We start from the raw sequence: 12,065 nt of genomic DNA on the forward strand, positions 1-12,065 counted from the left end.
CGACTTCGTTCTGCGGCCCTTCAGCGCCGCCGAGCGCGAGCTGCTGCCCCTCCACCTGGACCGGGCGGCCGATGCCGTGGTCGAACTGGCCACCGCGTCCCTGGAGCAGGCCCAGCAGAAGTTCCATCCCGCGCCGACCCGCTGAGCAGTGGTGCGGCATGGGTGCCGCCATCGGCTTCCTCAGTTCCGGCGGGCCACGTCTGCCAGGAGCCGCACCATGTGGTCCACGGCCGGCTCCAGGGCCTCGGCCATGGCCGGGTACGCCTCGTCCTCACGGCCATAGGGGTCCGGCAGGTCGATCGAGTCCAACGAGCCCCGGATGGCCGGGCGGTGCCGGGACAGGTGGCGGGCCAGTTCGCGGACCCGCTCCGGCAGGGTCGCGTCCGCGGAGGTGGGGCCAGTCCAGGCGGGCAGCGTCCCCGCCGCCAGCGCTGCGGCGGCCGCCCCGAACTCCAGCATGGTGAAGGACCGGTTGAGCGCCCCGGGCGTCTCCCGCAGGACGGCTGCCAGATGCTCGGAGGTCGCGCCAACGATCAGGTCCGCCTCCTTCACCTTTCGGCCGTTGACCTGGGACGGTGAGTGCTCCCGCAAGGCCCGCAGGCCGGCGGCACGCTCGAGCGCATGGATCTGGGGCGGGACCGTGAGCCGCGGATTGACCTGCGTGCCCGCTGAGACGACCGCGTAGCTGCCGGGGACAGCCTGATCCAGCTCCCGGGCCAGCAGGTGGTGGCCGTAGGCGGAGCGGCAGATATTGCCCGTGCAGACGAAGAGCACGGTGGCTTGCTGATCGGTCATGCTGAAGGGGGCCTTTCGAAGGTGGAGGGCGCCGTGAAGGGACGTGCCCCGACTGTCCATAGTAGTGAATGCCGCCGGCGATGGAGGTGCGAATGCCCGGCGGTCCATCCCGGCTTCCGGCCGGTAGATGAACCGATGGCATCAGGATGGTGCCGGCTCTGGCCCGGGCGAGGGGTAAGGACGTGAGCCGAGGTCGCCGCTTATGCTGAGCCGATGAAGAAGTGGGTGGTGCTGGCGTCGGGGGCATTGGGGTTCGCCGGCCTCGCAGCACTTCTGGCGTGGCGAGGGCCTCGACTGCCGCCCGGTACCGAGAGGACGATCGACCGCATCCGCGCCGGCCCCGTGGAGGGAGTCCTCAACGGCACATCGGGGTACGCCCAGTCTGGCGCGGCCCGGATCTGGTACGAGTCCATCCCCCCTGCCGGCGCGGAGAAGGGCGTTGTACTGCTCAACTCTTCCCTCGGAGTGGGTTCGTTGTTCTGGCCGCCTGTATTCCTGCGAACCCTGTCGGCCGCGGGATACCGCGTGGTCAGGTACGACCATCGGGGCACCGGCGCATCCAGCAGGATGACGGGCTGGAACCGGAAGCATCCGTACTCGCTCATCGACATGGCGAACGATGCGATCTCCGTCCTCGACGAGCTCCGCATCGATCGCGCCCACGTGCTCGGGCTCTCCCTCGGAGGGTTCGTCGCCCAGGAGATCGCGATCGCATATCCCGGGCGAGTTCTCTCCCTCACCCTGATGTCAACATCGGCAGACCCAACCGACACCTCGATGCCGGGACCTCAGACCTGGTCGCTGATCCAATCAGCACTAGCGGGCTTTCCACTGCTGCGATACCGCCTACTCGGCGGGGAAGCGAATCTCGTGAAGGGATTCCTGGCAGGGCTGATCGCGCAAGGCGGAGACGCATCCGTCGACGTGGAAGAGTGGACCAGGATCGTTCTCTACGACCTGCGCGAACGACACGGACTCAACCTCCGCGCACTGCTGCAGCACCAGGTTGCTGTCACCGTGACCCGATCCCGATCCCCACTTCTGGGGACGATCACGGCCCCTACCCTCGTGATTCACGGAGACGCTGATGCGTTCTTGCCGATCGAGCACGGCCATCGACTCGCCGCAGCCATCCCGTCGGCCTCCGGTCTTTGGTTGAAAGACGCAGGACACTCGTTCCCATACCCTGATATGCCCGTGGTGATGACGGCGGTCACGAGCCACCTCGACGCAACCGATGTCTGCGTTCCCGGACCTCGGGGCGGTCCGGTCCCGTCCCGTCAGCGGGAGCGCAGCATCGGCCCAGATCCCCCATGTGCCAGCATGGAGGACATGGCCTCAGAAACACCCGCACCGTCCGCCGTTCACGATCCCGCCGTCCCCGAGGCCTACCGGCCGGCGCCCTCCGTCGAGCAGCCTGCCGATCCGGCCACCGGCGCAGGAGGGCCGGATGGCTCGGCCGCCGGCCGGCGTCGGGAACCACACGAGGAGAAGTCCAAGCGCCAGCGCCGGCTGGAGTACCCGCCGGCGCCGGAACCGCTGGGCGTGCCCGTGGTGGACAACCACACCCACCTGGACTTCCGCGACGGCCTTGTCTCCGTGGACGTGCACCAGGCGATGGACGCCGCGGCCGCCGCCGGGGTCGCCGGAGCCATCCAGGTGGGCTGTGACGTGGAGTCGGCGCGCTTCACCATCGACGCCATCGAGGCCGAGCCCCGGCTGCTGGGGGCCGTGGCCATCCACCCCAACGATGCCGCCCGGCTGGCTTCCCGTGGCCATCTGGACGCGGCTCTGGCCGAAATCGAGACGCTCGCGACCCACCCCCGGGTGCGCGCCGTGGGGGAGACCGGGCTTGACTACTTCCGCACGGGTCCCGAGGGGGTGGAGGACCAGCAGGAGGCGTTCCGCTGGCACCTGGACCTGGCGCACCGCCTGGGCAAGGCCGTGCAGATCCACGATCGGGACGCCCATGCCGACGTGGTCCGGATCCTCCTGGACACCCCGCAGCGTCCGGACCGAGTGGTGTTCCACTGCTTCTCCGGTGATGCGGACCTCGCCCGGATCTGCAACGAGCACGGCTGGTACATGTCCTTCGCCGGTCCCGTGACCTTCAAGGCTAATGACGGCCTGCGTGCGGCGCTCGCCGAGGCCCGCGAGGACCTGCTCCTGGTGGAGACCGATGCCCCCTTCCTGACCCCCCATCCCTGGCGGGGCCGCCCCAACGCTCCCTACCTGGTGCCGTTGACCCTGCGCGGCATGGCCGAGACGCGCGGGCTGGAGGCGGACGTGCTGGCGTCGGCTGTGGCGAACAACACGAGGCGTGTCTACGGCGACTTCTGACCAGCGCTTTCGCCTCCCGAGCGTGCGCCGGGGGAGACCCTGGACACGCCAGCTCCCGTGATCAATTTGAGATCTTTGTTATCTTGCCGTTATTGTTGTCCCTCAATTGGCCGGATCGGGCCGTTCACTGTGCCTGTGCCATTGGCCGTGACGTCCCGTGACCGGAGATGACAACGTCTGGACATACATGGCACGAGTGATGAAGGGTCGCCTGGCCAAGGTGATCGCCCAAGTAGCAGCCCTGGCCCTGGTGGTCGGCGGCCTCGTGGCCTTCGTGGCCACCCAGCGCGGCGCCGAGGCCACCGCCTCGGCGCAGACCGCCAGCCAGGTCTCCGCCGGTCAGGACGGGACGGCACCGGGCGAAGGCCTCGGTGAGTCCGTCCTCCAGCTGGAGCGCGCATCCCAGGTGTCCGTGGAGCTGCCGAAGGTCGTCACCGTGACCGCCGGCGGGAAGACCACGACCTTCGCCACCCACGCCTCCACCATCGAAGAGGCGCTGCGGGAGAACGAGGTGTCCTTCGACGAGGACGACCAGGTCTCACCGGCTCTGGACACCGAGATCACCCAGGACGTGGACGTGACCGTCCAGCGGGTGGCCACCAGCACCGAGAGCACCTCCGAGGAGGTGCCGTTCGAGACCGTCGAGGTCGAGGACGAGGACCTGGCCGAGGGCGAGACCTCCGTCCTGGCTGCCGGCACCCCCGGCGAGAAGACCACCACCTGGAGCATCACCACCGTGGACGGCGAGGAGACCGACCGCGAGGTCGCGTCCACCGAGATCGTGCGCGAACCGGTCGAACGCCGCATCGCTGTCGGGACCAAGGAGCCGGAGCCGACCCGCTCCGCCGCCAGTTCCGCCGATTCGTCCGAGCCGTCCGAGCCGTCCGATTCGTCTGAGACGTCCGGCACCTCGTCCGCCTCGCAGGCCAGTGCGCCGACGTCCGGCGTGTGGCAGTCCCTGGCCGAGTGCGAGTCCGGCGGCAACTGGTCCATCAACACCGGCAACGGCTACTACGGCGGCCTGCAGTTCTCGGCCTCCTCCTGGGCCGGTGCCGGCGGCACCCAGTATGCGCCGCTGCCGCACCAGGCCACGCCGGCCGAGCAGATCGCCACCGCCGAGAAGCTGCGGGCCAACGGCGGCTGGGGCCACTGGCCGCACTGCTCCTCCCAGCTCGGCCTGCGCTGAGCCTCTGACGCGCACCGCTGCACCGGCGTCAGCAGGACGCCGTTATCCCCAAGGGCCCGCCCCGGCGGGCCCTTGGCGTCTCCTCCCCACGTAGGATGGACCGTGTGACCGTACCCGACGCCCCCCTGCTTTCCGCCGCCGACATCAGGCGCCTGGCCTCGGAACTGGACCTGCGGCCCACCAAGACCCTGGGGCAGAACTTCGTGATCGACCCCAACACCATCCGGCGGATCACGGCCGTCTCCGGCACGGGCTCCGGCGAGCACGCCCTCGAGATCGGCCCCGGCCTGGGGTCGCTGACCCTCGGGCTGCTGGACGCCGCCGAGGCCGTCACCGCCGTGGAGATCGACCCGGTGCCCGCCGGACGGCTGGCCCGCACCGCCGAGGAATTCCGGCCCGGGGCCGGTGGACGCCTGGCCGTGGTGCTGGCCGACGCCATGCACGTCTCCGCCGCTGAACTCGAGGCAACCCGCCCCGCATCCGCCTCCGGCCCTCCCACCGCCCTGGTGGCAAACCTGCCCTACAACGTGGCTGTGCCCGTGTTGCTGCACCTGCTGGCCGAACTGCCCTCGCTGGAGCACGGCCTCGTCATGGTGCAGGAGGAGGTCGCGGACCGGCTCGCTGCCGGCCCGGGGTCCAAGACGTACGGGGTGCCCTCGGCCAAGGCCGCCTGGTATGCCTCCGTCCGCAAGGCCGGCACCATCGGCAAGAACGTGTTCTGGCCGGCCCCCAAGATCCAGTCCGGGCTCGTGGCCTTCACCCGGCGCCAGCCACCGGAGACCACGGCCAGCCGTCAGGAGGTCTTCGCCGTGGTGGACGCCGCCTTCGCCCAACGCCGCAAGACGCTACGGGCTGCCCTGTCCGGCTGGGCCGGTTCGCCCGCCGCGGCCGAGGCCTCCCTGCGGGCTGCCGGAGTCGACCCCCGGGCCCGCGGTGAGGTGCTCGGCATCGAGGACTTCGCCCGCATCGCCGCCCACCGCGTGGACAGCTCCGCCACCGAGACCCCCACAGAAGGAGCCGGCCTGTGAGCCTTCCTGCCCCCTCGACCACCCGGCTCTTCAGTCACGCGACGGCGCAGGCCCCTGGCAAAGTCAACCTCTCCCTGCGCGTGGGCACCCCGCGGATGGACGGCTACCACCCGGTGGCGAGCGTCTATCTCGCTGTCTCGATGCTGGAGGAGGTGACGGCCACCCCCCGCCAGGACGGCGAGATCACGGTGTCCCTCTCCGACCAGTCCAGCGCGTTCGTGGACCCGGACGCCATTCCCGTGGACTCCTCGAACCTCGCCGCCCGGGCCGCGCTGCGCCTGCGGGAGCACTTGGCCCGGGACCCGCAGACCCATGGTGTGCACCTGGAGATCACCAAGCAGGTCCCCGTGGCGGGGGGCATGGGCGGCGGATCGGCGGACGCCGCCGCCGCACTGCTGGCCTGCGCCGCCCTGTGGGACGCCGGCCTGTCCCGGCAGTCCCTGGCGGAGATCGCAGCGCCGTTGGGCGCGGACGTGCCCTTCGCCGTGATGGGCGGGGCCGCCGTCGGGCTCGGGGTGGGCGACGAGCTCACGCCGCTGCTGGCCCGGCACCCGGTGCACCTGGTCCTGGTGCCCGCCACCACCGGACTCCCCACCCCACAGGTCTACGGGCTGCTGGACCAGCTGCGCGAGGAGGGCGGGCTGCCGATGCCCGAGGCAGACCCCGAGGTGGATCCCCAGCTCGTCCACGCGCTCACGTCCGGTGACGCCGAGGAGCTGGCCCTGCTGCTCGCCAATGACCTGCAGGTCCCCGCCTCCACCCTGGTGCCGGAGCTCTCCGAGATGCTGGACGTCGGGCTCGAGGAGGGGGCCCTGGCCGGCCAGGTCTCCGGCTCGGGGCCGACCGTGATGTTCCTGGCCCGCAACGCCGAGGAGAGTTTCCAGCTGGCCGCCCGCATCGAGGACCGCACCGGGGTGGCCGCCGTGGCCGTCCACGGGCCGGTCCACGGGGCTAGAGTGCTGTAAATGGCTCATCTGCTCGGCGCCGAGAACATCGGCATCTCCTTTGGCACGCGTACTGTCCTCGAATCCGTCTCGATCGGCGTGGACGAGGGGGACCGGATCGGCCTCGTCGGCCGCAACGGTGACGGCAAGTCCACCCTGATGCGTATCCTCGCCGGTCAGCAGGATCCTGACGACGGCCGAGTCACCCGCCGGGGCGGCACCACCCTGGGGGTCCTGGACCAGCGGGACGACCTGAACTCCGAGGACACGGTGCAGCACGCCGTGGTCGGTGACGTCCCGGATCATGTCTGGGCCTCCGACGCGAAGGTCCGCGATGTCATGGGCGGCCTGCTCGGGGGACTGGACTGGGGCCGCACCGTCGGCACACTCTCCGGCGGCCAGCGCCGTCGTACCGCACTGGCCCGGCTGCTGGCCGGCAGCGACGATCTGATCTTCCTGGACGAGCCCACCAACCATCTGGACGTGGAGGGCGTGGCCTGGCTGGCCGAACACCTCAAGACCCGCTGGCGCGCCACGGACGGTGGACTGCTCGTGGTCACCCACGACCGCTGGTTCCTCGACGAGGTCTGCACCCGCACGTGGGAGGTCCACGACGCCACGGTGGAACCCTTCGACGGCGGCTACGCGGCCTGGATGCTCGCCCGCGCCGAACGGGACCGCGCTGCCGCCGTGATCGAGGGCAAGCGCCAGCAACTGGTGAAGAAGGAGTTGGCGTGGCTGCGCCGAGGGGCCCCGGCCCGCACCTCCAAGCCCAAGTTCCGCATCGAGGCCGCCAACGCCGTGATCGCGGACGTCCCCGAGCCCCGGGACTCCGTCTCCCTGTCCAAGATGGCCACCGCGCGGTTGGGCAAGGACGTGTTGGACCTGGAGGACGTCACCTACTCCGTCCCGGTACCCGACGGCGGCGGGAGCCGCACGCTGTTCGACGACGTGACGCTGCGGCTGGCACCCGGCGAGCGCGTGGGGATCGTGGGCGTCAACGGCGCCGGCAAGTCCACGCTGATGAGGCTGCTCGACGGCCAGCTCACCCCGGACTCCGGCCGGATCCGCCGCGGGAAGACCGTGCAGACGGCCATCCTCACCCAGGACGTCACGGAACTCGACGAGGTGCGGCACCTGCGCGTGGCCGAGGTCATGGCCCAGGAGGGCAACTCCTTCCACGTGGGCGGTAAGGACCTGTCCCCGGGACAGCTGCTGGAGCAACTCGGTTTCGGCACCTCCCGCCAGTGGACGCCGGTGGCGGACCTCTCCGGAGGTGAGCGCCGCCGGCTGCAGTTGCTGCGCCTGATGGTCGGCTCCCCGAACGTGCTCATGCTGGACGAGCCCACCAACGACCTGGACACGGATACCCTGGCGGCCGTCGAAGACATGCTGGACGGCTGGCCCGGCACCCTGGTCGTGGTGTCCCACGACCGCTACCTGCTCGAACGCGTCACCGACCATCAGCTGGCCCTGCTCGGTGACGGGCGGATCCGTGACCTGCCCGGGGGTGTGGAGCAGTACCTGCAGTTGCGTGCGACCCAGGAAACCGGCGGGGCCGGTTTCGGCGGGACCGGCACCGGGGCACACGGTGCGGGGGCCGCCGGCTCCGGGGCCGGCGGCGGAAGGGCGGGGGAGGGATCCGCCGGATCGGGCGGCGTCAGCGAGGCCGAGAAGCGGGCCGCCCGCAAGGAGGCCGCCAAGCTCGAGAAGCAGCTGGCCCGGATGGCCCAGGAGGAGGCTGTGCTGCACGAGCGGATGGCCACCCTGTCCGCGGCCGGCGACTTCGGCGCCCTGGCCGAGGCCAACGCCCAGCTGCAGGACCTGCACGAGCGCAAGGACGAGGCCGAGATGGCCTGGCTCGAGGCCGGCGAGGTCGCCGAAGGCTAGGAGCCTATCCCTCCATCGTCATGGTGGTCCACGGCATCCGGTTGGTCATCGGCGTGGGCTCATCCTGACCCTGCCAGCGCGTGGTGTTGATGGTGGGGAAGGCGCCGTTGAACCAGGCCAGCGGCGCGTAGTACATCACCTCGGCGGCGCGGTCCTGCAGGGCCGTCAACGCCACACCGCGCTCGGCCTGGACGGAGGTCGCCAGGGCCTCGGCGGCGGCCGCGTCGATCTCGGGATCGCACAGGCCGGAGGGATTGGCCGCGGCTGCCTTCTGGTCATTGCACTCGTACCAGCGCACGATCCCGATGCTGGGGTCCGCGCCGACGGTCGAGCGCAGGAATGCCAGGTCGAACTCGCTCTCCGTGTAGACCTTCTCGGTGAAGACCGCACCCGAGGTGCCCTGCATCTCGATGCCGATGCCGACCTCCTCCAGCATGGACTGGGCCATCTCCACGGTGGCGGCCACGTCCGAGAGCTCGTTGATGTACCGGACGTTCAGCGTGAACCGCATCCCGTCCGCTCCGAGCTCGAATCCAGCCTCGTCTTGGGTCTCATTGATGGAGGCGCTCGCCAGTTCAAGGATCTTGCGGCTGAGGCAGTACCGACCCTCCTCGTCAAGGTCCAGCCCTCCCCATTCCCGGATCTCGTGGGTCAGGCGGTGGGTGGTGGTCAGGCTCAGGTCGGCACGGCGGGCGATCTAGGAGAGCGTCAGCGGCTCGCCCCGGTGGGCGAACGCGTCCAGCAGGGACGGGACGCGGGCGGCAGCCATGCGCTTCGGGTGTCCGGGCGCCGTATCGCGGAGGCGGTCTCGCACGCTTTGGATGTCGACGGGTGGGTTCTGGTTCATCTCGGTCAGTCCTCCGGTGCCACCCGGTTGTGGTGCGCCGCCATCGGACCGGATCGGCGGATGCCGGAGGCCGGGAGGATGGTGGCGAGCGCGAGGCAGGGTTCGCGGGACGCACCAGTGGTGGGTGGGCCACGGTTAGGAGCCGACGTCGTGCCTACCGGCGGGTTTCCGCCGGATGAAAGCCCGAAGCCAAAGCCGCGGCAGCGTACTGGAGCGGACCGTCAGGACGTGGATCCAGCCTGGCCTGCGCTCGGGGCCACCGTCCCGCCACCGTCCACGGGGAGGACCTGGCCGGTGATCCACCGGGCGGCGGGAGTGCACAGGAAGTGCGCGGCGGAGGCGATATCCCAGACGTTGCCTTCGGTGCGCAGGGCCACGCTGCCGGCCCTCAGCTCGCGGCGCTCCTGGGTCATGCCGCGGGCGGCGAAGGCACCCCAGATCATGCCGACCCGGATGCAGTTCACGCGGATGCCTCTCGGGGCCAGGGTGGCGGCCGCGCCGACGCAGAGCTTCTCAAGGGCCGTCTTGGCCAGCGTGTAGGGCAATCCGGGGCCGCGGCCCTCCACCGCTCCTGAGGACACGTGGACTATGGCCCCGCCGGATGCCATGTGGGGCTGCACGGCGCGCATCAGCAGCAGCGCGGTGCCCAGGTTGACGTCGAAGGCCCGCTGGTAGTCCTCCAGGGAGGTCTCGAAGATGCCGGTGATGCCGCCGCCGCCCACGGAGTTGCCCACCACGTCGATGGATCCGTACTCGGCCAGCACCTGGTCCACGGTGGTCAGGACATCGGGCTCATCAGTGAGGTCCACGGCGAAGCGGCTGGCCTGACCCCCGGCCTCCCGGATGGCGTCCACTGTCCGTTGTGCCGCTTCCTGGTCCCGGTCCAGCACCGCGATGCGTGCGCCGGCCCGGGAGAAGAGCCAGGCCATGGCGAAACCCACGCCCCCCTCAGGCCCGCTCAGGCCACCACCGGCGACGACGGCGGTCTTGCCGGCGAGCCAGGGGATCTGCTCCGTTTGCGCGATCTCGTCTTGGACGGCGGCGGACCAGGGTGTGGTTTGAGTGCCGGTGCCGGCGCTAGTGCTGGGTGCGGTGGTGGACACGGTGGGTGCTCCTGGGTTCGGGACGAGTGGGTGTGCGCGGGGCGCGAGCGAGATGAGTGGGATGAATAGGGCGAAGGAGACGGCTTGGGTCGGTGTGGGCCGTTCAGTGCACCGAGAAGGACCGTCCCGACCAGGTGCTGAACACCCGGACCACCATGGAGATCGCCGCGTTGGAGGATCCGGCCACCACGATTGGCAGTGCGGCCGTGGTGGCGTCGGTGACGGCCGGATGGAAGTGGTCCGGGGCGAAGGGGCCGAAGGAGCTGTCACTCAGGCCCTTGCCCGCGGCCGCCAGATCGGCCTCGGTATGGCCGGCCTGCTCGAGCAGCCTCTGGCGGACGTCCTGCTTCGACAGGCCCTCGTCGTGGAGGGCCCGGGCGTGCGCCGGGTTCAGGACGAGGACGGCCGAACTGCTGCGGAAGATCCAGGGCCCCATCCGTTGCAGGGTGTCCGCGAGGTCTCGTAAGAGCTCCCCGGCACTGCGGAACGACCGGTTGTCGATGAGCTCGCTGGTCCGGGCCTGGACCACGCTGACGGCATCCCGTCCGGCCGGCACTCCGGTCTCGGCGCTGTGCGGTGCCCAGGGACTGGACTCTTCATCCTCACCCACGCAGTGGAACCACCGGCCCGGGACACCCTGGGTCGCCTGTTCCAGTTGCTGCGGAATCACGCCGAAGCCGTTGCGCACAGTCAGGCCCAGGGCGCGCGGGATGGTCATGTTCGCCCCAAACCCCGGACCGAACACCCCGGCGTTCGAGTTGACCCCCAGATGGTGCGGATCGGACCGTAGTCGATCACCAGGGGGGCCAGCCCGCTGGTGGAGTGCCAGCCACCACCCCGGGCGGCCCGTTCATGGGACAGGGCCTCCCAGGCGGTCAGCACGACAGGCAGGTACTCCGGACGGCACCCGGCCATGGCGGCGTGCAGGGCGATGTCCCGGACGGTGGCGTGGTGGTCCAGGTGGGGCAGGCCGGCCAGGATCTCGTCCGGGTCCCGGTCGGTGTGGAGCAGGAACTCCTCGACCACGTCCTGCGTGGCCGGCAGCACGGGCGGGCCGTCCGACCACCCGCGGTCGAACAGGTACTCGGCCATGGCTCGGGAGGCGGTGGGATCCAGCCGAGGCTCCGGGGCTGTGGTGCCCGCCGGGGCCGTGTGGCCCTCCCACGTGACGTGACCTCGAAGGCCTCCGTGCACAGGACCGCCACGGGTATTCCCCGCTCCACCAACGCGATGCCGTCTGCCACTGCGGCGGCGCTGCATGCGTTTCGTATTCTCCAGCAGGCCCATGCGTACGCCGCGGAGCGAATCCACCTGAGGCACAGCGATCGGCTGCACGGCCGTGGTCGGCCCGCCGGACCGGCCTCTCCTCCTGATGCTGCTGATGGTGGGGTCAAAGATCCCGGCCGTCATGGCTTCCTCCATCCTCGCGGCAGTTGCCACAGTCTCGTCTGGCCACTATGACCGGGGCGGAGGCTCCCGGTGCGGTGGATTCCAAGCGATGGAAGACCTGCGTGTGCCACCGTCGTCTGCACAGGTCCGGACACTGTGGAAGAATATGTTGCTGGTCCTCGCGATGGGTCATCGTCGGCCGGTCCGCCCTGGTGTAACGGCAGCACGCCAGCCTTTGGAGCTGTGCAGTATAGGTTCGAATCCTATGGGCGGAACCACGCGTGCCCGTGCCTCCCACGGTGCGGACGCTTGCCGCTCGGCCAGGACGAGCCATGGAGAAAAGCCAGGAAGAAAAGCACGGAGAATTGGCTCCGGCATTGTTCCGGCCCGATGTCAAGGGTTAAATCCGAGGGTTGAATTCACCGCGGGAGACCGCATTGCAGTGGGCGAGCCTTCCCCTCCATGCCGGGGCTCCATAGGATGTGGTGGCTAGAGGCATCCCCGCCCCTGGACCGCCGTTCACCCTGCGGTTCGTCCGGATCC

11 protein-coding genes, 1 tRNA gene and 3 pseudogenes are annotated in these 12,065 nt (G+C 70.2%); 8 read left to right on the plus strand and 7 right to left on the minus strand.

The genetic code is table 11. The annotated features are described in order from the left end of the window. Nucleotides 1-145, plus strand: a pseudogene (locus ABD134_RS00935) (aminoacyl-tRNA hydrolase); the annotation flags it as partial. A gap of 35 nt (nucleotides 146-180) precedes the next feature. On the opposite strand, the gene ABD134_RS00940 reads toward ABD134_RS00935, so the two are convergent. Then, nucleotides 181-795, minus strand: a complete 615-nt coding sequence (locus ABD134_RS00940; protein WP_344225866.1) for an arsenate reductase/protein-tyrosine-phosphatase family protein — start codon at nucleotides 793-795, stop codon at nucleotides 181-183. Between the two features lie 213 nt (nucleotides 796-1,008). On the opposite strand from ABD134_RS00940, the pseudogene ABD134_RS00945 reads away from it, so the two are divergent. From ABD134_RS00945 to ABD134_RS00970, 6 genes and pseudogenes are all read left to right on the plus strand, one after another. Further along, nucleotides 1,009-1,980: pseudogene (locus tag ABD134_RS00945) on the plus strand (alpha/beta fold hydrolase); the annotation flags it as partial. Between the two features lie 138 nt (nucleotides 1,981-2,118). Beyond that, entirely contained in the window at nucleotides 2,119-3,135 is a 1,017-nt protein-coding gene (locus ABD134_RS00950; protein WP_378108488.1) for a TatD family hydrolase, read from the plus strand. A 187-nt stretch (nucleotides 3,136-3,322) separates the two neighbouring features. Then, nucleotides 3,323-4,321 carry a resuscitation-promoting factor gene (locus tag ABD134_RS00955; protein ID WP_344225868.1) on the plus strand — a complete coding sequence of 333 codons (999 nt, stop codon included), beginning with the start codon at nucleotides 3,323-3,325 and terminating at the stop codon, nucleotides 4,319-4,321. 104 nt (nucleotides 4,322-4,425) lie between these two features. Then, on the plus strand, nucleotides 4,426-5,349 hold the full coding sequence (gene rsmA / locus ABD134_RS00960) for a 16S rRNA (adenine(1518)-N(6)/adenine(1519)-N(6))-dimethyltransferase RsmA (protein ID WP_344225870.1): 924 nt from the start codon (nucleotides 4,426-4,428) through the stop codon (nucleotides 5,347-5,349). Further along, complete coding sequence (locus ABD134_RS00965; RefSeq protein WP_344225872.1) at nucleotides 5,346-6,314, plus strand: 4-(cytidine 5'-diphospho)-2-C-methyl-D-erythritol kinase; 969 nt, start codon at nucleotides 5,346-5,348, stop codon at nucleotides 6,312-6,314. Before rsmA ends, ABD134_RS00965 begins: the two co-directional genes overlap by 4 nt. After that, on the plus strand, nucleotides 6,315-8,183 hold the full coding sequence (locus ABD134_RS00970) for an ABC-F family ATP-binding cassette domain-containing protein (protein WP_344225874.1): 1,869 nt from the start codon (nucleotides 6,315-6,317) through the stop codon (nucleotides 8,181-8,183). Nucleotides 8,184-8,187: 4 nt separating this feature from the next. On the opposite strand, the gene ABD134_RS00975 is transcribed toward ABD134_RS00970, so the two are convergent. The 6 genes and pseudogenes from ABD134_RS00975 to ABD134_RS15515 all read right to left on the minus strand — a co-directional run. Then, entirely contained in the window at nucleotides 8,188-8,694 is a 507-nt protein-coding gene (locus ABD134_RS00975; protein ID WP_344225876.1) for a periplasmic substrate-binding domain-containing protein, read from the minus strand. A 186-nt stretch (nucleotides 8,695-8,880) separates the two neighbouring features. After that, a complete protein-coding gene (locus ABD134_RS00980; protein ID WP_344225878.1) occupies nucleotides 8,881-9,030 on the minus strand; it encodes a hypothetical protein in 150 nt (49 codons plus the stop codon). Between the two features lie 221 nt (nucleotides 9,031-9,251). Further along, entirely contained in the window at nucleotides 9,252-10,133 is an 882-nt protein-coding gene (locus tag ABD134_RS00985) for an SDR family NAD(P)-dependent oxidoreductase (protein ID WP_344225880.1), read from the minus strand. 103 nt (nucleotides 10,134-10,236) lie between these two features. Beyond that, complete coding sequence (locus ABD134_RS00990; protein ID WP_344225882.1) at nucleotides 10,237-10,851, minus strand: hypothetical protein; 615 nt, start codon at nucleotides 10,849-10,851, stop codon at nucleotides 10,237-10,239. Beyond that, complete coding sequence (locus tag ABD134_RS00995) at nucleotides 10,848-11,225, minus strand: hypothetical protein (RefSeq protein WP_344225884.1); 378 nt, start codon at nucleotides 11,223-11,225, stop codon at nucleotides 10,848-10,850. Before ABD134_RS00995 ends, ABD134_RS00990 begins: the two co-directional genes overlap by 4 nt. Nucleotides 11,226-11,299: 74 nt before the next feature. Beyond that, a pseudogene (locus tag ABD134_RS15515) lies at nucleotides 11,300-11,527 on the minus strand (UGSC family (seleno)protein); the annotation flags it as partial. A gap of 198 nt (nucleotides 11,528-11,725) precedes the next feature. Between ABD134_RS15515 and ABD134_RS01000 the strand changes: the two are divergent. Continuing rightward, nucleotides 11,726-11,800 (plus strand) — tRNA-Gln (locus ABD134_RS01000). The last annotated feature ends 265 nt before the right edge of the window (nucleotides 11,801-12,065 follow it).

Origin of the sequence: Citricoccus alkalitolerans (genome assembly GCF_039528175.1) — a bacterium.
GTDB classification, from domain to species: domain Bacteria; phylum Actinomycetota; class Actinomycetes; order Actinomycetales; family Micrococcaceae; genus Citricoccus; species Citricoccus alkalitolerans.